Origin of the sequence: Agaribacterium haliotis, from assembly GCF_002312815.1 — a bacterium.
Classification (GTDB): Bacteria; Pseudomonadota; Gammaproteobacteria; order Pseudomonadales; family Cellvibrionaceae; genus Agaribacterium; species Agaribacterium haliotis.
In genome coordinates, this window is the sequence record NZ_NKQJ01000010.1 from 42,964 (window position 1) to 66,079 (window position 23,116).

At 52.0% G+C, this 23,116-nt stretch carries 17 protein-coding genes; 4 read left to right on the forward strand and 13 right to left on the reverse strand.

From position 1 onward, the window contains the following. Positions 1–5 precede the first annotated feature (5 nt). Complete coding sequence (gene iscR, locus CFK45_RS12520) at positions 6–503, reverse strand: Fe-S cluster assembly transcriptional regulator IscR (RefSeq protein WP_096086788.1); 498 nt, start codon at positions 501–503, stop codon at positions 6–8. A 108-nt stretch (positions 504–611) separates the two neighbouring features. After that, positions 612–1,415, reverse strand: coding sequence for a tRNA (cytosine(32)/uridine(32)-2'-O)-methyltransferase TrmJ (gene trmJ / locus CFK45_RS12525; RefSeq protein WP_096086789.1), 804 nt, complete (start codon positions 1,413–1,415; stop codon positions 612–614). A 237-nt stretch (positions 1,416–1,652) separates the two neighbouring features. On the opposite strand from trmJ, the gene CFK45_RS12530 reads away from it, so the two are divergent. Continuing rightward, the gene (locus tag CFK45_RS12530) at positions 1,653–2,840 is read left to right on the forward strand and encodes an efflux RND transporter periplasmic adaptor subunit (protein ID WP_096086790.1); all 1,188 of its coding nucleotides are present in this window, start codon (positions 1,653–1,655) and stop codon (positions 2,838–2,840) included. Then, complete coding sequence (locus CFK45_RS12535; RefSeq protein ID WP_096086791.1) at positions 2,837–5,965, forward strand: efflux RND transporter permease subunit; 3,129 nt, start codon at positions 2,837–2,839, stop codon at positions 5,963–5,965. The genes CFK45_RS12530 and CFK45_RS12535 overlap by 4 nt, the downstream gene beginning before the upstream one ends. Before the next feature lie 247 nt (positions 5,966–6,212). Here CFK45_RS12535 and CFK45_RS12540 read toward each other — a convergent pair whose 3' ends face one another. Then, the gene (locus tag CFK45_RS12540; RefSeq protein WP_096086792.1) at positions 6,213–9,974 is read right to left on the reverse strand and encodes a carbohydrate-binding protein; all 3,762 of its coding nucleotides are present in this window, start codon (positions 9,972–9,974) and stop codon (positions 6,213–6,215) included. A gap of 604 nt (positions 9,975–10,578) precedes the next feature. On the opposite strand from CFK45_RS12540, the gene CFK45_RS12545 reads away from it, so the two are divergent. Beyond that, entirely contained in the window at positions 10,579–11,379 is an 801-nt protein-coding gene (locus CFK45_RS12545; protein WP_096086793.1) for an inositol monophosphatase family protein, read from the forward strand. Between the two features lie 169 nt (positions 11,380–11,548). Here the strand turns inward: CFK45_RS12545 and CFK45_RS12550 are convergent, their stop codons facing one another. The 3 genes from CFK45_RS12550 to CFK45_RS12560 all read right to left on the reverse strand — a co-directional run bounded on the left by CFK45_RS12550 (position 11,549) and on the right by CFK45_RS12560 (position 14,967). Next, a complete protein-coding gene (locus CFK45_RS12550) occupies positions 11,549–12,460 on the reverse strand; it encodes an oxidoreductase (RefSeq protein ID WP_096086794.1) in 912 nt (303 codons plus the stop codon). Further along, positions 12,457–12,873: a DUF6326 family protein gene (locus tag CFK45_RS12555; protein WP_096086795.1), complete on the reverse strand. Its 417-nt coding sequence runs from the start codon at positions 12,871–12,873 to the stop codon at positions 12,457–12,459. Before CFK45_RS12555 ends, CFK45_RS12550 begins: the two co-directional genes overlap by 4 nt. A 72-nt stretch (positions 12,874–12,945) precedes the next feature. After that, entirely contained in the window at positions 12,946–14,967 is a 2,022-nt protein-coding gene (locus tag CFK45_RS12560) for a PAS domain-containing protein (protein ID WP_096086796.1), read from the reverse strand. Positions 14,968–15,073: 106 nt separating this feature from the next. Between CFK45_RS12560 and CFK45_RS18485 the strand changes: the two genes are divergently transcribed. Continuing rightward, positions 15,074–15,226 (forward strand): hypothetical protein, encoded by a 153-nt coding sequence (locus CFK45_RS18485; protein WP_158224691.1) that lies wholly within the window; start codon positions 15,074–15,076, stop codon positions 15,224–15,226. 197 nt (positions 15,227–15,423) lie between these two features. On the opposite strand, the gene secF is transcribed toward CFK45_RS18485, so the two are convergent. The 7 genes from secF to CFK45_RS12595 form a co-directional block, all read right to left on the reverse strand. Then, complete coding sequence (secF, locus tag CFK45_RS12565; RefSeq protein ID WP_096086797.1) at positions 15,424–16,347, reverse strand: protein translocase subunit SecF; 924 nt, start codon at positions 16,345–16,347, stop codon at positions 15,424–15,426. 14 nt (positions 16,348–16,361) lie between these two features. Then, positions 16,362–18,227, reverse strand: coding sequence for a protein translocase subunit SecD (gene secD, locus CFK45_RS12570; protein WP_096086798.1), 1,866 nt, complete (start codon positions 18,225–18,227; stop codon positions 16,362–16,364). A 426-nt stretch (positions 18,228–18,653) separates the two neighbouring features. Continuing rightward, positions 18,654–19,787: a tRNA guanosine(34) transglycosylase Tgt gene (gene tgt / locus CFK45_RS12575; RefSeq protein ID WP_096086799.1), complete on the reverse strand. Its 1,134-nt coding sequence runs from the start codon at positions 19,785–19,787 to the stop codon at positions 18,654–18,656. Then, a complete protein-coding gene (gene queA, locus CFK45_RS12580) occupies positions 19,787–20,851 on the reverse strand; it encodes a tRNA preQ1(34) S-adenosylmethionine ribosyltransferase-isomerase QueA (RefSeq protein ID WP_096086800.1) in 1,065 nt (354 codons plus the stop codon). Before queA ends, tgt begins: the two co-directional genes overlap by 1 nt. A 153-nt stretch (positions 20,852–21,004) precedes the next feature. Next, entirely contained in the window at positions 21,005–21,553 is a 549-nt protein-coding gene (locus CFK45_RS12585) for a GNAT family N-acetyltransferase (protein WP_096086801.1), read from the reverse strand. Positions 21,554–21,771: 218 nt separating this feature from the next. Then, positions 21,772–22,335 (reverse strand): hypothetical protein, encoded by a 564-nt coding sequence (locus CFK45_RS12590; RefSeq protein WP_143247577.1) that lies wholly within the window; start codon positions 22,333–22,335, stop codon positions 21,772–21,774. 261 nt (positions 22,336–22,596) lie between these two features. Continuing rightward, positions 22,597–23,058 carry a GNAT family N-acetyltransferase gene (locus CFK45_RS12595; RefSeq protein WP_096086803.1) on the reverse strand — a complete coding sequence of 154 codons (462 nt, stop codon included), beginning with the start codon at positions 23,056–23,058 and terminating at the stop codon, positions 22,597–22,599. Positions 23,059–23,116 lie beyond the last annotated feature (58 nt).

Sequence of the window (23,116 nt, forward strand, 5' to 3'; positions counted from 1 at the left end):
ACTACTTAAGCGGAGCCGTTCAGGCTCTCGACACGAATTTTTTCCACGGGGCCAAGACCTATGCCCTCGTTGCGGTTCTGCCGCTCGGCGACATCGCGAACGGCCTGTTTTTCGATCAGCGAAGCGAGGCTAATACTACTTAAAAATGTGTGGATCTGGGCGCTAAGGTCAGACCACAAATAGTGGGTCAGGCAAACATCGCCATTTTGGCAGTCGCCCTTGCCGCTGCAGTTGGTCGCATCAATGCTCTCGTTGACGGCATCGATAATCTGCGCCACAAAGATCTCTGCGGCCTCGCGGTTTAAACGATAGCCACCGCCGGGCCCGCGAACGCTCTTAACCAAGCTATTTTGGCGAAGTTTGGCAAACAACTGCTCAAGGTAAGACAAACTTATATGCTGACGCTTGCTGATATCGGCCAGGCTCACCGGCCCTTGATTGGCGTGAAGCGCCAAATCCAGCATCGCTGTCACCGCATAGCGGCCCTTGGTTGTTAAACGCATGTCGTTATTCCTCGCAGCATGTGCGCGGATTATCGTAAAACCCGAGTAAAACAGTCAAGTATATATCCGACTATTTTACTCAGGTAAATAACCCCTTTTTATGCAGGGTTATTTGCTTTGTAGCGTTTCAATTTCAGCTTCGAGTTTTTCGATGCGGTTGCTGCTGTGGTAAATGCCATTTTGTATCGACGTCAGCATACCGCGCAGGATGCTCAGCTCCATCTCATCGAGGCGAATGCGATTAAACATGCGCCTAAGGCGTGTCACCGTCTGCCGCGGGTTGTCTTTATCGAGAAACTGCAGCTTGCTTAAAGTTTCTTCGAGGTGCTCGTAATAGCGTTCCAACGCTTCATTATTGGCCGGCGGCTGGTCCCAATCGTTAAAACGCAGCGGCTGGCCATCTTCCGGTGCCAGCGCGCTCATGCGTATCTCGTAGGTAATCACCTGGATCGCCGCGGCAATATTGAGAGAGCTGTATTCAGGGTTCGCCGGGATGTGCACGTGGTAGTGACACTTTTGCAGCTCTTCGTTCGTTAAACCGCGATCTTCGCGGCCAAACAAAATGGCCGTTTTGTGTTGTTTAGCCTCCTGCCATATGCGATCAGCGCATTCGCGCGGGGTTTGCAAAGGCCACGGGATGCGGCGCTCGCGCGCGCTGGTACCAATCACCAAAGAACAATCGGCGATGGCCTCGTCGAGGCTTGAGGCCACCTCAACCTGGTCGAGCACATCGACCGCATTCGCCGCGCGCCAGGTAGCTTTGGCCGTTGGGTACTCTTTTGGATCAACCAACACTAACTTGCTAAGGCCCATATTTTTTAAAGCGCGAGCAGCCGCACCGATATTGCCGGGGTGAGTGGTATTGATCATCACGATCTTAATATTGTCGAGAGTCGCTTTTAAGTCAGACATTGGCGCCTTGAATTTAGCTCTGATTGGGGTAAATAGGCCGCGCATTCTACTCTGCTTAGCGCTTGACGTCATGTGCCCGACGACTACTAAAGCGCGCTAAAAACAGACCGTCTCAATATCGCAGCAGCAGCTGGTATCGCTCGCGGCACCGCCTATAAATGCGCTCGTTAAACGCCAAGCGCACAGATGCGAGTGTGCTAAGATCGGCTTTTCTTCCAGCCGTTAAGGGATTAACCCATGCCGCGTCTTCGCTTGCCCCGCGCCGCCTATCTTTCTTTTACCGCTCTTTGCATAAGTTGTGTATTTTTTTTAAGCGCATGTGAGCAACAGGCCAAAGCAAGCCTGCCGACACAAAAGGTCTTGCTCGCCGACGTCAGCGAGCAGCAATTTAACCCGCAGTCGAGTTATGTTGGCCAGGTTAAAGCCATCAGTGATATTGCCGTGCGGCCAAAAGTCAGCGGTTATATTAAAGAAATTGCATTTAAAGAAGGCCAGCTTGTCGAGCTTGGCCAGCTGCTGTTTCGCATTGATGCGCGGCCCTTTCAGTCTGAACTCAACCAGGCAAACGCCCAGCTAAGTAGCAGCGAGGCAAATTTTATCGCCGCCAAGGCTGCGTTTGATCGCGGCCAGCAGCTGGTCGCCGACAACTACATCAGCCAAAACGAACTCGATGAATTACAAGCGCGCTATTTAGGCACGAAGGCCTCGGTCGACAGCGCCCAGGCCGCCGTCAATAACGCCAAGCTCAACCTCGACTACACACGCATTACTGCGGCGTTTGCCGGGCGTATCGGCCGCACACCTTATGCCGTCGGCGACCTGGTCAGCCCCACCGATCAGGCGCTGGCCAACTTGACCTCCATCGACCCGATACGCATTGAATTTAGCATCAGCGAAAAACTCTTTACCCACGGGCAAAAACTCAAAGAGCGCCATCAACACAGCGGTAAAGTCTCTGACATGTTTAATGTCTGGGTCGATTTAGATCACGATTTTCGCTACCCCGAACCCGGCGCCATCAGCTACATCGCCAATCGTGTCGACACCAATACCGGCACAGTGCTGGTGCGCGCCGAACTGCCCAACGCCAGCGGCTTTTTGCGCCCCGGCATGCACGCCACCGCGGTGCTTGAAACCAAAATGAGCATCGCCGGTTTATTTGTCCCCAGGGTGGCAGTTCAAGCCGATCAACAGGGGAACTTTGTGTTTGTTGTCGATCAAGACAAGGTCGCCAGCAAACGCTACATCGAACTGGGCGACACCCAGCTTAACGACCTGATTCACGTTGAAGACGGGCTCGAGCTCGGCGAGCGGGTTGTCAGCAAAGGCCTGCAGCGCTTGCGCTCGGGCCAGACCGTCGACATTGAACAGGCGCAGCCCTACCAGCCGAGCGCAAATGCCGACAGCGCTGGAGTAAAACCGTGATCAGCGAAATATTTATACGCCGCCCCAAGCTCGCACTGGTGGTTTCGCTGGTGCTGACCCTGATGGGCGCAATTGCCTACGTAAGCCTGCCGGTGGCCGAATACCCGCCCATTAGCCCGCCGACCATCAGTGTATCGGGCAACTATGCCGGCGCCTCGTCGCAGGTTGTCGAAGAGACCGTCGCGCGGCCGATCGAAGATAAGGTCAACGGCGTCGAGGGCATGATTTACATGAGCTCAAAAAGCTCAAATGACGGCAGTTATCGCCTCGACGTCACCTTTGATGTTGGCGAAGATCCGGACATGGCGCTGGTGCGTGTGCAAAACCGGGTCAAACTGGCCGAGCCCATGCTGCCCGCGGAGGTGACGGCCTCGGGCCTTAAAATCGATAAAAAGTCGCCCGATATTTTAATGATCGTCAGTTTTTTTTCGCCGCAAGAAAATCTTTCTTACACGACGATTTCTAACTATTTAAAGATCAATGTGCAACCGAGCTTAAAGCGCATTCACGGCATATCCGACGCAAGCATTATCGGCGCCGCCGACTACAGCATGCGCCTGTGGCTGGACCCGGTAAAAATGGCCGGCCTCGGTTTAACGACTCAAGATCTTGTCAACGCACTCAGAGAACAAAACGTACAAGTCGCCGCCGGTAAAATCGGCGCACCGCCGTTTAATCGCGAACTGCAAATGGAATACAGCCTAAGCACAAAAGGCAGGCTTTCAAGCGCCGAGGAGTTTGGCGAAATTGTGCTGCGCACCGGCGACAATCAGAGCATTATTTATTTGCGCGACGTCGCCCGAGTTGAACTGGGCCAGGCCGACTACAGCATCGTCAGCAACCTAAATAATAAACCCGCCATCAATATGTCGATGTACCTGGCGCCCGGTGCCAACGCGCTTGAAGTGGCCGAAGCGGTAAAACAAGCCATTCAACAAGAGGCCGGTTTTTTCCCCGAGGGCATGGACTACCTTATCAGCTACGATACCACCGCCTACATTAGTGAAAGTATAGAGTCGGTGCAGCTTACTTTGCTGCAGGCAATCGTGCTGGTAATCATTGTAATTTTTATTTTTCTCGGCAGTTGGCGCGCCGCGCTGGTACCGGCGCTGGCCATCCCGGTATCGCTGGTCGCAAGTTTTATTGTGCTGCAGGCGATGGGCATGAGCATTAATACCGTCAGCCTATTTGGCCTGATTCTGGCAATCGGCATTGTTGTCGACGACGGCATTCTTGTGGTTGAAAACACCGACCGCATACTCAAGCAACACCCCGAGCTCAGCAATGTCGATGCAACTTTACAAAGCATGCGCGAAGTCACCGGCCCGGTAATCGCCACAACCCTGGTGCTGCTTGCGGTATTTATCCCGGTAGCGTTACTGCCTGGCATTACCGGGCAAATGTACCGCCAGTTTGCCGTGACCATTTGTGTGGCCGTATGTTTTTCAAGCTTAAATGCCCTGAGCCTCAGCCCGGCTCTGTGTTCACTGTTATTAAAACGCAATGAAAAAATACCGGCGTGGTATCGCTGGTTTAATCATAAATTTGATGCGTTAACCGGCTCTTATTCCAGCGGTGTCGCACTGTGTTTAAAACGAAGCGCGCGCATCAGCGCAGTATTTATGGTCATGATTGCAGCACTTGCCTGGCTCGGTTTGACGCTGCCAACAGCCTTTGTACCGCCCGAAGACAAAGGCGTGATCCTTGTCGACGTGCAGCTGCCCGACTCGGCCAGTTTAAACCGCACCGACCAGACGGTGCAGGCCGTCACCCAAATGCTGCTCGACGATGAAAACGTGCGTTATGTCACCAGCTTCGCCGGTTACGGTATTTTATCTGGCGCCGCAGAGAGCAACTCCGGGGCTTTATTTGTCTCACTAAAACCCTGGGCCGAGCGCGAAGGTTTAGTTAACAGCTCATTTGCGGTTACCCAAAAAACCAACGGCCGCGCTTTTGTTGGTTTTCCCGAAGCGCAAGTTTACGCGTTAAACCCGCCTGCGGTACCGGGCATGGGTGTCTCGGGTGGGCTGGAGATGGTGATGCAGAGCACCGAAGGTCAGAGCCCGGAAGAACTGGCCAAAGCCATTCAAACATTTATTGACAGCATTCAGGAAAATCCGCGTATCGCCAATGCCTTTACCAGCTTTCGCGCCTCAAGCCCGCAGTACTATCTCGATATCGACCGGGTTCGGGCAAAAAAACTCGGCGTGAATTTGCAAGATTTATTTTTAACTTTGCAAACACAACTTGGCTCTTTATATGTCAACGACTTTAATATTTACGGCCAAAACTACCGCGTGATGATGCAGGCCGATGCGCCCTATCGCATGAGCCTGAACGATTTACAAAATATTTATATACGCAGTGTCGACGGCCAACCTATTCCGCTGGCAACACTGATGAGCGTGCGCCAAATTACCGGCCCGAAAACCGTCGAGCGCTACAACAGTTTTTCAAGCGCGGTGATTCGTATCAACCCCGGCCCGGGCATGAGCACCGGTGAAGGCATTAGTTATCTGCAGCAGCTTGCGTTAACGGATTTGCCCGCCGGTTATAAATACGAGTGGACGGGCCTGACTTATCAGGAAATTAAAGCCGGCAGTGTTGCCGGATTGGCGTTTTTAATGGCGGCGGTATTTGTGTATTTATTTTTAGTTGGCCAGTACGAGAGCTGGTCGATTCCCGGCGCAATTTTGCTGGTGGTGCCGATTGCCATACTCGGCGCAATGGGCACACTGGCCCTGCTCGGCTTAAGCTTAAATCTCTACGCTCAGGTTGGCCTGGTTTTGTTACTCGGCCTTGCGGCAAAAAATGCGATTCTGGTTGTCGAGTTTGCCAAAAACCTTCGCGAACAAGGCAAGAGTATTTTTGACGCCGCCAACGATGCCGCCCGCCTGCGTTTTCGCGCCGTGTGCATGACCGCGATTTCGTTTATCCTCGGTATTATTCCACTACTTGTTGCCAGCGGCGCCGGCATGGTCAGCCAGCGCTCTGTAGGCTATACCGTTTTTGGCGGCATGCTCGCGGCACTGTTAATCGGCACGTTTTTTACACCGGTGTTTTATTCTTTGATTCAACAACTGCGTGAAAAGATTAAGGGACAAGCGACAAGCGCCGACGCGTAAAATATCGCGCCAGCGTGTGCCGATAAACCCGCGCTATACGACCGCCAGCGATGGCGAAAATGCAGTTAATGTATTAACACATGGATGTGTACAGTAGTGCGTATGCAGGAGCAAAATGCCGAGAAGCAATTAACTGCCGTTCATCCTGAACATATGCGCTCTTGTTCATCCTTGAACCCGCGCTATACCGTTAATCCTGAACATAAAGCCCCGCGAGCGGGGCTAATGGGAGAGAGCTAAGGCTTAATTACGGGCGCTTAATCGGTGAGCTGAACTCAAAGGTTTGCAGGCCGACGGTGGAAATTTTACCGTCACTTTCATCAAAAACGATGCTGACGGTATTTTTACCCTGCTGCAGCAAGCTGTAGTCAACCGGGATTTCTAGCACACCAAAAAAGACACTGCGCGCCCGGTACTCGCGCCCAAAACGATCGTGTTTCTGATCGTAGCCGCGAAAATCTGCCGGCACCTCGACTGGTTGGCCATTGACATGCACGTTTGGCTGCAAGCTCTGATCGTGATGGCGGGCAACACCTAAGCGCAAAATCGCTTCGCCACTTGCACCTTTGTTTACACCGTCAATAACAAACTCAAGCGGCTGAGCGCCGACTATGTCGCGCACCATGTCTTTGGCAAAATGCTTTTCTTCAAGCGAGCTTTCACTGATAAGCACATCGCTGTTGTATTCAACAACAATAACAGCGGTCGCTTCGGCACCGAGTGTAATGGCAGCTGGCAATACCGAACCGTAATTGTGCTCGACATACTTGGTGGACGAGTCGGCCGCCTGATAGGCCTGGCGCACGGTTACCTTGCGCACACCGCTGGCACCGGCAAAATTTAAATTTAAATCCGTATCTTTAAACTGCAGGCTGTTGGCAATGAAATACGCAGTGTTACCGTCAATATAGGCATCGACCTGGATATCCGGGTCGGCCGCCCAGGTGTCAACACGAGTGCCTTTAACATCGCACCACAAGTCGTAAAAATGCACTACGTCGGAATAAACCCAATCGCTTGAGCCGTCGTTATCGCGTTCATTTTCACGAATCATCAAACGCCACGGGTAGTTCGTTACCCGCCCCCACGGGGTAATAAATTTTGCCCAGTTGCCGTCGGCTTTCACCGGCACAAACGGAATCGCAACGCCGATGCGATCGGGCCTTTGCATAAATTGCATCATCATTGAGCTGTGCGCCTTCACCTGGAACCAGTCGCGCTCGGGGTTCCAGCCGCGGCCAAAGTCACCCTGCATCTGGGTGCCGTATTCGGAAATAACGATGGGTTTGCGATAGCCCCACTCGGCATCCATATAGGCGTCGAGCATGTCGAGTATCGCTTCGGCATAGGCGCCTTTTCGGTACTGTTCAAAAAATTCGCCTTTGGCACTAAATGGAATATTCGGAAAGTCGTAAAGGTGGATCGACACAAAATCAATGCTGTCGCCGGCAATTTCTAAGAAACGCTTGTCCCACTGATTCCACTGCCCAAAACTGACGGCGTCCCACTGGCCAAATTTAAATTCACCGCTGTCGTCAATATAATAGGGGTCGGCTTCAAAGTCGGGGAAGGCCGCTGTATAACCACCGACTTTAGCTTCGTCGGCCCACTTGTGGAATTCATCGGCCGCACCTTTGTGCACACGGAAAATCTCTTCAACATCGCTCACCGGTTTGTGATCACTGTAAACGGCGTTGCGCACAAGCTCAAAAATCGGCTCATTTAAGATTTCAACAAACTTCGGTTTATTTTGACCTTTATCGCTCGAGCCAAAGGGGCGGTAAAAATTATTGACATAGGTGCCGAGAAAATGCCCCGTGGCACTGCCTAAAGGCTCTTCGGCCGTATCTGTGGTCGACAGTGCAAAGCTGTTGGTTGTCTCCTGGCCATCGGGGTAAATCGGCCTGACTTGCGCGCCTATTACGGCGTTTTGTGAGCGCCATTCGAAACCGTTGTCAACATAGGCATTGCGTACGCCGAGACCGCGCCCCTGCATATGGTTTGTGCTGACCCAGCCTGGCTTATTGGCATCTTGTGCAGCGCTCATTAGCTCAATTTGTAAATCGCCGGTATCGCGGCCGAAATACACATCGCGCCCATCAAGAAAATCGTGCATCAATTGATCGCCAAGTTTATTTGCATCACCGCCACCTTGTTGGTGGCCACTAATCCAGTCTCTGTCTGCAGGGTAACTGTGCATGGTGATATAACGACTGCGATCAAAGCTGTCTTCGCCGCCAACACTGTGGCGGGTATTTAAGTTAATTTGCACATCGACGCCGCCGGCAAGGTGTTGCTCTTTTACCGTTGCATTTAATTCTTGCTCGACAATGCGCGGATCTTTTTGCCCCATATACATCACCGACAGATAATCCGCGCTCCACTGCCAGGCGGCAGTACCGACACTTTCAATACGAAGGGTGTGGCCACCGCTCGATGCAATGTGCATCACCGGCGCCAAATCTATCCATTTAAACGGCGCCCAACCGCCGGTGCCATCAAAAAATACGGTCGCCACTTCTTCGCCATCGAGACTTAATTTTGCCCCGAGTGTTTCACCGTCGGCGGTATAGGGCCTAGCTACCTCCAATTTAACTTTGTAATAACCCGGCACATCAAAATTAATATCGTACTCGGCCCATTCGCCAAGGGTATGCATATTGATGCCGCCGTTTTGGCCAAAAGGCTGGCCCCAACCATCGACACCATCGTCATCAATGGTCTGCGCGCCGCGACCGCTTCGATCAAAATAACCGGTCGGCATAAAATGTTTGCGGTTGGCAGGTTTTGCGGAAAAGTCCGTACCAAAATAATCGAGCGGCGTATCAACAAAACCCTCGGCGCAATCCAGGCACACAGATGGCAACGGGCTGGCGCCTGGGCTGGGAGAGACCACCGGGCTAGGCGAGACAAGCGGGCTGGGCGTTACCACCGGGCTGGGCGAAGCACTTGGCGAGACACTCGGAGCGGGGCTTGACGACGGGCTGGGTAACGGGCTTGGGCTTGGGCTTGGCAGAGCGCCCTGCTCAATTAACTCAAACGATTCGATATTCCACTGCCAATCGCTGCTGCCGGACGCCAGTAAACGCAGCTCGTAACTGCCGCCGTTTAACAAAAACGATGGCGCTTCTACGGCACTGAAATTATCCCAGCCCAATGCCGGCACAGCGGCCGTGCTCAGTGTTTGCCACACGTTATCTCGCTTGATCTGCAGGCTGATTTCCACACCCGAGTTAACACTCGTGCCGAGCTGAAACACCGGTTTATAAGTTCCGGCCGGAATATTTAATACGTAGTCAATATAATCGCCGCGATTAATCCAGTTAAGCGCGCTCAGCCCGTTAACGTTATAGGTGCTGACCGGCTGAGCCTGGCCATCTGGCCAGGTGCCACCGACTGAAACATAATCTTCGGCTTCAAAAAACAGGCTCGGAATCGCAGGTGAGGGGCTCGGCGATGCACTGGGCATTGCACTCGCTGACGGGCTTGGTGTAGGGCTAGGCGACGGCGCAGCAAGCAGACTTAGTTCAAACGCGTCCATATTCCACTGCCAATCGTGGCTGCCCGAGCCCTGCAGGCGAATGTTATTTTGGCCCTTGTGTAAATTCACAGCATAAGTTGCCGGCAACAAATTAAATTGATCCCAGTGCCCCATTGGTACATCACTTGAACCAACACTTTGCCACGTTCCAAGCTGCTCAATAAAAAATTCAATTTGCGCGCCCGAAGCAACAGACGTACCGACAAAATAATCAATCGCATATTCACCTGCCGAGGCAACGTCGACAGTAAACTCAACATAATCGCCGCGATTGACGTAATTAATTGCACTGGCGCCATTGACACTGTAAATACTAACCGGGCTTGTTTGACCGTCGGCATAACTGCCGCCCTGAGCGGTAAACGATTCGGCTTCAATAAGGTAGTTCTGAGCGATGCTCGGCAGTGCGCACGCAGAGGCGACAACAGCCAGCGCCAACGACAGTTGGCTGGACAGGCGTTTTTTCATAATAAACCTACGAGATCAATTTGGTTTTTATTTTTATTTTTTGCGCACGCGATAACAGCGAAAATAAACACGTACTGTAGCGCTAGTAAAAAAGTCTGAAGTGTTTAAGCAAACAAAAACTAAGAGCTTGCGCCACAGTTTGACGCTAGCCTAGAAAAAGCCGAACTAATATTGCCCTGTGGTTCAAAAATATCAGCCAGCTTTGCTATTTTCCAAAATGGGTAAACCAACGTAGAACACAGCGACAAAAACGATAGCCACATGCACAAGAAAAACGCGCTTGGCCCCGGGGCTAAACGGCCATCGCTTTTGCATGAATTTAGACAGCCAACATATAGTCAAAATCAACTAATAACTAAGTGCGAGACAAAAAATTACTGTTTTTTGCAGTAAAGCCGCCAGGTACCAAGCATCTTCAGCGCTCGCTCTTAGCCAAGGTACTTAGAATCAACAGGCCCTAGCTCGTCGCGGTAAAGAGCAAAACCCTGCCACACGGCGCCGGTCACTGGCGCACCGCTTGGCGCGTCCAGCCCATAGCCGCAAAGCCGCGTCACTGCTATAATCCGCGCCCGATCTTTCCCAATATGTAGCAGAGTTGAAGTCTATGGAACCCATGCTGAATGTGGCACTCAAAGCGGCACGCAAGGCCGGCGAGGTGCTCGAGCACGCCTTTGAGCGCGTCGACCTGATTGAAATAGAAGAAAAAGGTCGCAATGACTTTGTCAGCGAAGTAGACCGAGCCTCCGAAAAGGAAGTGATCTACCACTTAAAAAAGGCCTATCCCGACCACAAGTTTGTCGGCGAAGAAAGCGGCGTCAGCGGCAATAAAGACAGCGAATTTGAATGGATCATCGACCCGCTCGACGGCACCACAAACTTCCTGCACGCCATCCCCCACTTTGCGGTTAGCATCGCCTGCCGCTACAAGGGCCAAATCGAGCACGCTGTTGTGCTCGACCCGATCAAGCGCGAAGAATTCACCGCCAGCCGCGGCCGCGGCGCCACACTCAATGGCCGTCGCATTCGCGTCAGCAACCGCCAGGGCTTAGATGGCGCCTTAATCGGCACCGGCGTGCCGTTTAACGGCTACGCGCTCGAACATATCGACGCCTACAGCGAGTGCATGAAAGAGGTCGCCGGTAAAACCGCAGGCATCCGCCGCCCGGGCTCAGCCGCACTGGATCTTGCATATGTTGCCGCCGGCCGCTTTGACGGTTTTTGGGAAATGAACTTGCAAGACTGGGACATTGCCGGAGGTTTATTGCTGGCCAAAGAAGCCGGGGCGATGGTTAGCGACTTTAAAGGCGGCAACAGCATGTTAGGCAGCGGCAACGTTGTCTGCGCCACCCCCAAGTTATTCAAACCACTACTGCAAATCGTTGGCCGCCATATGGGCCATATCTAAATTGGGGCTGCTCGGGGCTTAAAATTAAGCCCCTCTCACACGACTGCGCCCACTTACGTTAGTTGCTCCTACTTATATCCCCCAACCCACTTATATCCCCCAACCCGCTTACATCACTAAACTCCGTTACGCTCAATTAAGCATCGCCACAAGCGCTAACCGAACTGGTTCAAAGCTTAAACGACGTGCCGGTAAGCGCTTCTGATACAGACCAAAGTTTTTCAGCGGCATGGATATCAAGCGCCTGCCTGGCGATATTTGCCGGCCCCGCCGGGCCGGTCATCTCCATAAAGCCCTGAGGTCCATAATAAGCGCCGCCTTTGGCCTGCGCCGAAAACGCAGCCTGCAGTACCGGCAAGGCCCCCTTCTCAGCCGACTGCATAATAAAAGGCAGTACCGTGTATTTTAAACAGCGCATCAACATCGGTGACATATGCCGGCTTAAATCGGTATCTGCGCCACCCGGGTGCGCGGCGTTGCTAAGTATTTTTTTGCCGGACTTTTTTATTTTCCTATCGAGCTCAAGTGCATACATCAAACAGGCGAGCTTGCTTTGCCCATAAGCAGCCATCTTTGAATACGCCTGCTCGCTGTTTAGATCGGCGAAATTTAATTTAGCCTTTGTATGCGCCTTGCTGCTAAGCCAGGTAATACGCGAATCCGGCGAATCGGGAAAACATTCAAACAACAGCGCGCTCAATAAAAAATGAGCAAAACAATTGACCGCCATCTGGCTTTCAAAGCCGTCACAGGTTTTTTGATAAGGTGGGAACATCAAACCCGCGTTGTTGATCAAGACATCCAAGCGGCTGTAGCGCGCTTTAAAACGCGCCGCGGCATCGCGCACGGATGTCATTGAGCTTAAATCGACAGGTAAAATAGCGATATCGGCATCGGGCAACGCTGCAACAATGCGAGACTTCGCAGCTTCGGCCTTGTGCTGATTGCGACAGGCCATAAGCACCGTCATTTTTTTGCCAGCCAAGGCCCGTGCAAGCTCAAAACCCAAACCGGTATTTGCCCCGGTAATCAGCGCGATGCGCCCGCGCTGCTCAGAGATATCCTTTAGTTCAAAGCTCATGTGGACTGAGCACTGCCAGGGCCCTGCCACGCCAAATAGATTAAAAACAATAAAGCCAGCGCTTGCAGTGATGCAAACATCAAATCATCCATATCAGCCGAACCATTGCTAAGCACAATGCCCAACAGTGCAATCAGCGCGGCAACAATATTCAACCAGCGATTAAGTTGATCGGGCAACAACCGGGAGAGAAACATCATTACAAGCGGAATTTGCAACACGATGCCGGCAACAAGCAATAACTCGTCGCTCATTTGGGTGCCGTTGACCACACCCGTTAACAGTTGCTCAATAAAACCTGGGCGAAAAAATTCGTGAATATCACGAAATAACATGTTTAATAGATAAAACAGCCACAGGCCCGACAATAAACTGCGCCAGTGTAATTGAGCGTTCGAAGGATTTTGCTGCATAAGTATTCCCCGAGAATAAGCGTTATGCATACAACGTATGGCCGGCAACTTTGATTGCAGCAGCATAAAGCATCACGCCAACAAGGTATTAAATACCCGTATCAGCTCTGACAATTGCAACGGTTTGGTCAGATAGTGTAAAAATCCAGCCTCGCGCCCTTTTTGCACATCGTGCTCCATCGCATTGGCCGACAGTGCGATCACCGGAATGTTTGAAGTGACATCGTCGCGTTTCATTATGTCGAGGGTTTCGAAGCCGCTCATGCCCGGCAAATTAATATCCATAATAATTAAGTCTGGCACGCTGGTACGCGCCTCAAACAGGCCACTAAAGCCATCCGGCACAACCGTCAGTTCAATCTGCGGGTAGTGTTTTAAAATACGCTGCATCAAACGCTGATTGGGTGTGCTGTCTTCAACGTAGAGCACTCGCCTAGTGCCCTCAAAATTAAGTTTAAACGCGCTGTCGCCACTGGGCTCGTCGTCGCCTTGCTCGTCGCCTTGCTCATCGTGTTCAGGCTTTTTAAGCGGCAGCTGAAACCAAAACGTCGAGCCTTCACCCTCCACCGAATTAAAACCAATGACGCCGCCCATTTGCTCAATCAGACTTTTGGAAATCACCAGGCCAACACCGGTGCCCTCGATACTCGAGTTGTCGGCACCGAGGCGATTAAAGGGCTGAAACAACTGGCTGTGTAGTTCATCGGCGATGCCTTTGCCGGTATCAACCACCCGAAACTGCATCAGCTGAGAAGCAATAATGCGGGTGCTGACCCTGACCTTGCCGCCGTGGCGGTTGTATTTAACGGCGTTGCTGAGCAAATTCAACAGCACTTGATTTAAACGCCGCCTGTCGGTCCAGACCTTGGGTTCATCGACGGCGGCATCTTTGACTTCAATGCTGATACGGCGCGCATCGGCCTGGTTTTGCACCAGCGCCACACAGTCGCGAATGGCGCGCTGGGCATCGACACTCTCCTGACAGATTTGCATGCGCCCACTTTCAATGCGCGCCAAATCCAGTACTTCGCCAACCAGGCTCAGCAGGTGCTCGCCGGCGCGCTTGATCTCGTCGAGGTTGTCGCGCTGATCGGCGGTCAAATTGGTATCGAGCTCAAACAATTGAGTAAAGCCGAGAATAGCATTGAGCGGAGTGCGCAACTCGTGGCTCATGCTCGACAGGAACTCACTCTTGGCCATATTGGCGCGCTCGGCGGCGTCCTTGGCTTTGATCACCCGCTCTTCGGCCTGCTTGAGCTCGGTAATATCCATATTGGTGCCACTCATGCGCCACGGCCGCCCCGCTTCGTCGTAGTGCATCTGCCCGCGCGCGCGTATCCAGCGCCACTGCTCGTCCGCCCCGAGGATGCGATATTTCACATCAAAGGCGTTCTTTTTCATAAAGTGGTCATTGAGGGTTTTATCAAACAGCTCAAGATCATCCGGGTGGATGCGTTCGCGCCAGACCTCGAGCCGGTCACCACCGGGGTTGAGCTTGTCATCGCCGTCGACAAAACCGAGCTGCTCCCAACAGCGTGAACTGAAATGAAAACCACCGTGGTCGGCCGTCCACTCCCAGACACCGTCATTGGACGCTTTGAGAATACGCGAATAGCGCCCTTCGGAAACAATCAGCGCCTCTTCTACCTCTTTTTGTCGGCTGATATCAAAAATCAAACCCGAGGTGTACGTCACCCGCCCTTCGAGGTTGCGAATTGCATCGCAGCGCACTTCGGCCCATATAAACCGGCCGGCTTTATCGCGTATACGAAAAACCGCCTCACCGGGGCCGTGGTCTTTAATATGGCGCATAATGGTACTGCGCAGGCGCTCTCTATCTTCGACATGGACAAAATCCATAAAAGTATTGGCGTCGGAGATAAGGCGCATATCTTTTTCTGAATAGCCAAGATAAGTCCAAAAACCGCCATCCCAGAACAGCGATTTGTTCTCGACGTCCCAGTCGAGAAAACCATAGGCGTGAGAGCCCTTAAAAATACGATCGTAACGCTCAACATCTTTGAGCAGGCGGCGGTAATTGCGCACCGACAATTGCGAGCGCCGGCGGCGGCGCATACGAGCAAGCAAACCCATTGTTGTTGTTCTTGGCCAGTTTTTATCGAAGCAAGCACAATATCTGATTACCTCCTGGCTTGGAAGCGCTATACTGAACTCATCGCCCAGCGCAAGAGACCTAAGCATGCCTATCCAACAACTAGCAGCGTGGATACACTCCGGGATGGCCGAGTTGAGCAATATTATGGATGCTCTTTTTAACACCAAACAAGCCGCCGAAGCGCGCGTATATATCCCGGTAGAAGAGTATCGCCCCCGCCGCCGCGAGCACCGTTAAGCCGCTGCCATAGCGCTTTATGAACGCAGCCAGGCAAACATAAACCCAGCGGCGCTCGCGCCCACAAAAAAGCCCCCGCAGCACAAAGCTTTGGGGGCTTTTTTATAAGCTTATCGAACACTCGCCTGTGTTTTCCCGTATTACCTTAATTTGTGCAGCCGCCCACTGCAAACGTGGCGGCGGCGCAAACTAAGCAATTACGGCAGCTCTTCTAACTCTTCGCCTTCTTTCTCAACCTGAGGTGGCAACAGGTCTTCGCGGCTAATCTTCATCGCCAGCAACACGTTGGCCGCCACATAGATAGATGAATACGTACCGATGACCACACCGACGATCAAAGCCAGGGCAAAGTTGTGAATCATCTCGCCGCCAACAAAAAACAGGGCCAGCAATACCAGCAGCGTTGTCAGAGAGGTAATCAAGGTGCGCTCAAGTGTTTGGGTCAGGCTCAAGTCGATGACTTCGCGCGGCGTTTTATTGCGCACAATTCGGAAGTTCTCACGAATGCGGTCGGCAACAACGATGGTATCGTTGAGTGAATAACCAATTACCGCCAGGACCGCCGCCAACACGGTCAAGTCAAAGTCGAGCTGAAAGATCGAAAACACGCCGAGCACAATAATCACATCGTGAATCAAAGCCGCCACAGCGCCAACTGAGAACTTAAACTGGAAGCGCAGCGCAACATAGGCCATCACCACCGCCAGCGAGAACAGCAGGCCAAGGCCGCCATCGTTGGTTAGCTCTTCGCCGATCTGCGGGCCGACATAGGAAATACGCAGCAGCTCCACAGGCTCGGTGCTGTTGGCGATAAACGCCTCAGCCACTTCACCGCCTTTTTGTGGGTCATCGGTCTGGAAACGAATTTGCACATCGCGGTCAGAACCAAAATAAATCACCGACGCACCGGGATAACCCTGCTCGGCAATTTCCGAGCGGATCTGATTTAAATCCGCGGTTTTTTCATACTTTAATTCAACCAGGGCCCCGCCGGTAAAATCGAGGCCTAAGCTCATACCGTTGACAAAAAAGCTGCCAATCGAGGCGAGAATCAATACAACCGAAAACGCCGCCGCCAGGTAGCGCTGCTTCATAAAGCCAATAATTTTTGCTTCACTCATCTTAGTGCCCTACCTTAAATCCAGAGTTTCTTCAGCTGACGGCCACCAAAACTGAGGTTGACCAGTGCGCGTGTGCCCATGATTGCAGTAAACATGGAAGTCATAATGCCGACACTCAAGGTCACCGCAAAACCTTTAACCGGGCCGGAGCCGATGGCATAAAGAATAACGGCAACAATTAATGTGGTCAGGTTGGCATCGAGAATGGTGACAAAGGCGCGGTCGTAACCCGATTTGATGGCGCTTTGTATCGGCATGCCGTTTTTAAGCTCCTCGCGTATACGCGAGAAAATAAGCACATTAGCATCCACCGCCATACCGACCGTCAGTACAATACCCGCGATGCCGGGCAAAGTTAGCGTTGCGCCGAGCATCGACATCACCGCAACAATTAAAATCAAGTTGCCGGCCAGTGCAACGTTGGCAAAAATACCAAAAACTTTGTAATAGACCAGCATAAAAATAAGTACCAAAGCCAGGCCGATCTGTACCGACTTCACACCCAAAGCAATGTTCTCGGCACCGAGCGATGGGCCAATTGTGCGCTCTTCAACATAAGTCATCGGCGCGGCAAGCGCACCTGCGCGCAGCAGCAAAGCCAACTCCGAGGCTTCCTGCGGGCTGTCGAGGCCGGTAATCACAAAGTTTTTGCCAAGCGCGGCCTGAATGGTTGCCAGAGAAATCACCTCTTTTTCAGCGACCATGTCGACTTTGGTGATGTCATTGCCCTCGGCATCTTTAATAATGCGCGTAACCGGCTTGTATTCAATAAACAATACCCCCATGCGCCGGCCGATATTGCTGCGCGTACCGCGACTCATTTGGGTTGCGCCATCGCCGTCGAGGGTAATGCTCACCTGCGGTGAGGACGTTTGCGGGTCGAAGGTCGCCGACGCGCTCATAACGTTTTTACCGTACACCAATACCTGGCGCTCTAACTCGGCGCCGCCAAAATAGGCTTGATCGCGCTCGTTGCGAAACGGAAACTTCTCTTTCTGACTTAAGCGCGCACCCTTGCCCGCCTCGAGGCGGAATTCGAGGTTGGCTGTTTTACCGAGGATTTTTTTCGCATCCGAGGCATCTTGAATACCGGGCAATTGCACAACAATACGGTTGCGCCCCTGGCGCTGCACCAAAGGCTCGGCCACACCAATTTCATTGACGCGATTGCGCAGTGTCGTTAAGTTCTGATTGACCGCGTAATCTTCTTTTTCGCGGATAAACTGCTCACTGAGTGTCGCTTTAATACCAAAAACGCCATTCTCATCAAAGCGCTCAAGCAAGACCTCAGTCATCTCTTTGCGCATCAAACTGTAAACCGTCTCGCGCAGATCTTCATTTTTTGCCGTCACACGCATGCCGTCAGCACCGGCGCGCACCGTGACCCCGCGCAGATTATTCTTGCGAATCTCGCGCTTTAACTGCTGCTCAAGGCTGTCGATGGTATCTTTTAATACCTTCGGCGTATCAACCTCCATCAAAAAGTGCACACCGCCGGCCAAATCGAGGCCGAGGCTCATCGGCGTAGCACCCATATTCTGCAACCACTCAGGCGTTGTCGCAGCCAAATTCACCGCCACCACATAGTTCTCACCCAGTGCCGCTTCGACCTCGCGACGCGCGCGCATTTGATCGTCCTGATTTTTCAGGCGCACCAGTATGTTTTTTTCACTCAGCTCTTCACCAAAGTGTTCGATACCAAGCTCATCGAGGCGCTTGGATACCGTATCAAGCGTCGCTTGGGTGGGTGCAAAACTTGCTGAAGAACCAGAAACCTGGATGGCCGGGTCCGGGGCGTAAATGTTCGGCAGGGAATACACCACACCGAGGCTGACGATAAGCAGTATCAGCAGATACTTCCATATTGGAAATTTGTTCATTTTTTAATCCAGCACTGGGGCTTGTTTTAATTTCGCTCAGTCTGCGCCAGTGGCGCGCACAACGAGGTCGGCGATTATAGCGGCTTTTGCCGTCTTGTTTATATGAAGCTGCACAACAATGGCGAAGGCTTTGATCGAAATGGGGATGATCTGGAAGTAATCAAGGGCCTGCAACCTTTGCCCTTGCTAGATTTGGAGAAAGTATTAAGGCGCTTTAGGTGAATGGAGGGCGGGCATTTGGAAGGGTCTTGGCAGGCACTTGGTGAAGCCTATCTAGACCGTCGGCAGCAGGGAGCTGCCGCCGAGCCCCCACGGATGGGTTCACGGCGTGCCTAGATAGGTTTTGCCAAGCGCCGACTGGCACAATCAAAAGCAGCAGTCTAAAAGCAACAATCTAAAAATCACCGTCACACTATTCGCAAGCGCTTAAACCTCAGGCACACTCAACATAAAGCTCGGCCGCTCTTTGCCCTGGCGAGCGTAAAACTCCTTGATATACTCACTCAAACGCTGCTCAGCAATCGCATCGCGCAGCTCTTGCATAATGATCTGGTAGTGGCGCAAATTGTGAATCGTATTCAGTTGAGCACCGAGAATCTCGCCGCACTTATCCAGATGATGCAAATACGAACGGCTGAAGTTCTGACAGGTATAACAATCGCAGTGCTTATCGAGAGGGTTGGTATCGTGGCGATGCTTGGCGTTGCGGATTTTAATCACACCCTCAATCGTGAATAAATGACCGTTGCGCGCATTGCGAGTTGGCATCACACAATCAAACATATCGATACCGCGCGCAACCGACTCAACCAAATCCTCAGGCTTGCCAACGCCCATCAAATAGCGCGGCCTGTCAGCGGGCATCTCTGGCCCCAAGTGATTCAACACACGAATCATATCCTCCTTGGGCTCGCCGACACTCAAACCGCCAATGGCATAACCATCAAAACCGATATCGACCAGGCCGTTTAAACTTTCGCTGCGCAACTGCTCGTACATACCGCCTTGCACAATGCCAAACAAAGCATTGGCATTATCGCCGTGCGCATCTTTCGAACGCTTGGCCCAGCGCAGGCTGAGCTCCATCGACTTGCGCGCCACATCCGGCTCGGCCGGGTACGGCGTGCACTCATCAAAAATCATCACAATATCCGAGCCGAGCTCGCGCTGCACTTGCATCGCAATTTCAGGGTTTAGCTCAACCATCGAACCATCAATCGGCGATTGAAACTTAACCCCCTGCTCCGAAATCTTGCGAATATCACCGAGGCTAAAAACCTGAAAACCACCACTGTCGGTTAAGATAGGCCCCTGCCACTGCATAAAATCGTGCAGATCACCGTGCTCCTGAATCACCTGCGTACCGGGCCTAAGCATTAGGTGAAAGGTGTTGCCAAGGACAATCTCGGCGCCGATATCTTTAACATCTTTAGGCAGCATGCCTTTGACCGTACCGTAAGTGCCAACCGGCATAAACGTTGGTGTTTGCACGGTTCCGCGGGCAAATTCCAATTGCCCCCGGCGGGCGCGACCGTCTGTACTGTGTAATTCAAATTTCATTAGTTTTCCGTCGCGATAACTTTTTCAGCATTGGGGTTGCGGGTAATAAACATGGCATCGCCGTAGCTGAAAAAACGATAGGACTCAGCAATCGCCTCTTCATAAGCTTGCATCGTGTGGCGATAACCGGCAAACGCTGACACCAGCATTAGCAAGGTTGATTCTGGCAGGTGGAAATTAGTGATCAAGCAGTCGACCACTTTGTATTCGTAACTTGGGTAAATAAAGATATTGGTATCGCCCTGGTACGCGGCAATATCACCATCGTTTACCGACGCCGCCGTTTCAAGGCAGCGCACGCTGGTGGTACCGACCGCAATCACACGCTTGCCGGCGGCCTTGGTGGCCTTGATTTGCTCGGCGACGTCAGCGCTTAACTGCATCATCTCACTGTGCATATGGTGCTCTTTAACATCGTCCACACGCACCGGCTGAAAGGTACCGGCACCAACGTGTAAGGTCACAAAAGCCTGCTGCACGCCTTTTTTCTTAAGCGCCTCAAGCAGGCTTTCATCAAAGTGCAGGCCCGCGGTTGGCGCTGCAACCGCACCGCGTTTTTTGCTGTAAACCGTTTGATAGCGCTCCTTGTCGGCATCGTCATCGGGCCGGTCTATATAAGGAGGCAGCGGCATGTGGCCGATTTTTTCGACACACTCAAGTACATCTTCGCCCTTCGGAAAACGCAGCTCAAATAGCGCATCCTGGCGGCCGGTCACTTCGATCTCGGGGCCGTTGTCGAGCAGCAGAGTGCTGCCAGCCTTGGGCGCCTTGCTTGCGCGCACGTGAGCCAGAAGCTCTGAGCTATTTAAAACTCGCTCAATCAGGATTTCCACCCGTCCACCACTGGCTTTTTGCCCATAAAGGCGCGCCGGAATCACGCGGGTATCGTTAAAAATAAGCAGATCGCCCTCGTTCACCAATGCCAGCAGATCGCTGAAACCGCCGTGGCAAATGGCGCCACTGGGGCCATCGAGCTGCATCAAGCGGCTGCCGGTGCGCTCGGGCATCGGTTGTTTGGCAATTAAGTGTTCGGGGAGCTCGTAATAAAAGTCCTGACGGCGCATAGCTTTACCACAGAATTAGGGGCGGCAAGGGTAAAACAAAGCCGCCGTTTTTTCCACCAGAGCCGCGCTGAAAGCCGCAGCCAGAGCCTTTGCAAGCTTTCAGCAACGCCAGGCCAAACAGCGATTCGCCAGACCAAAGCTCGATCGGTATTTTTACAAAGTCTTGTGCATAACAAAGTTGCGAAGTCGCTGACCGCGAAGATCAAGGCTCTGCTCTTTATACAGTTCAAAACCCATATGCTCATAAAACGGGCGAGCGCTGATGCTCACTTCTGAGTGCAATCGCGCTATACCGCGTGTGCGGCCAAGCGCAAAGATATGCTGCATCAGAGCGCGGCCAACTCCGCAGCCTTGATGCTGGTGGTGACAGAAAAAATGATCGATCAAACCGCTCGGCTGCAGATCGCTGTAGCCGACAATTTTGCTAAACCTATCAGCACCTTCCGAAACCGTGTGAGTGGCGTGGCTCGAAGAAAACTTGCCGCCAAGCTTTGCATCGTTCAGCGCAAGCCTGATTTCGGCAACAAACGGAGAAATTGCCTGCATCTTTTTTTGCCACAGCTCAAGCGGATAATTATCGGGCGCCCACGCCGCCACCTGCTCCGCTGTATAATCGCGGATATTGACCCGGCGAATCGTGTTAAAAAAAAGTGCCCACAGAGCTGCGGCATCGTTCGGCTGATAATTGCGAATAGATATCATCGCGGCCCTTCTTCTAATAAACAGAAAAAAACAAAAATAGCGCCAGAATTTAACTCTAACCCAGGCTCAACAAACACTGTGCAAATAGCATAACAACAACTAAATAACCGGGTGTCTACTTTTCGTGGGTAACTTGGCAAGTTTACGTCGTTTAGACAATAAAAAAGGCCGCGACAGCGACCTTAAATTAAGCAACAACAAAATATGTCGCGCTGAGCTTAGAAGTCTATGCGAACACCCAAGCTTAGGCCGCTGGACTCCGAGCCAAGCACAATATCAGCAAGTGCATAAAAAGCATCTTGCAGATGATAAGCCACACCACCGTTCAAGCTTGTGTTGCCACTAAACGCCGTCTGGTGGGCGAGCTCGACTTTAGCTTCAAGCTTAGGAACAACAAAACCACGCACACCACCTGCCAACACTAAACCCGAATCACCCTGACCCACATCGACCGAGGTATTGGCGTAGCTCAAACTTGCATAAGCATCATAACTTTCGTTGAGCTGAACTTTGTAGCCAGCTCCGGCGCTAAACGTTGTCGAACCACAGCCATCGCCACTGACATCCGCCAGCGACGCGACAGCAAAAATATCGTGTTCAAACTCGTAACTACCCTTAAGCGCTAAACCTGTCTGAGTACAGTCATATTGATCGATATTTTCACTGACAAATTGCACCGTAACATAGTCGTAGTTTACTAATGACGAAGATGGCACTTTGGGTTTAGCAAAGGCGATAGGCGCAGCCAATAAACCTGCGCAAATAAAAGTCATTGCTTTCATATAAGACAACTCCAAAAACGACTTCCCCCCGCCAATTAAAACGCAAGGGGAGAAAACACATAAGAAAGGAAAGCTAGGGCCTGTTAACACTAATAACAAAGTACGTAAAACAACGAATAAAGAATTAGAATTGGCGCACGTAACGCAGCAGGCAAAGCAAGGCCATTATGACAAACACAAATAGATAAGTAGTGACGTGTGTCTCTATACCATCAGTGCAGGCAGAGAAATCGTATTCGGCAACAGCCGCCTCGCCAATCGCTAAGCAACGGCAAGATAATAGGTTGTAAAGTGGCGCCCTAAAAGTTCGGTTTTTTCTACTTTTTTAGCTATTTTCGCCAGCGCTTTATATTCACGCCGGCTATCGAGCAAGTGGAATAAAACCTCCCGATGCCCCAGTTCAGCGGCCCAGGTCATAAGTGTTTTAAAAATAGGCAAGCCTGCGCCCCAGAAACGCTTTGATACCACAATGGCCAGCTCAAAACCCTGTTCATCGGGCTGAATGCCACACCAACCGGCAAGCTCACCATCAATGACTAGCACCCTAAGCCTACAGCCTGGCAGCTTATCTTTTTTACTTTTCTCATTTATCCACTGTTTAGCGCTAGCGGCATCAAAACGCGGGTGTTCTATCAAGTGGGTGCGCAACGACTCTTCGTTTAAAACATCTGTGAACGCCGCTGCATCAACGCAGTTAAAGTTTAAATATTCAATATTCGACATTAAAGACTCTGCAGGCTTGGCACTTCGACCACAGCTAAGTTGATAGTCTATTTATTAA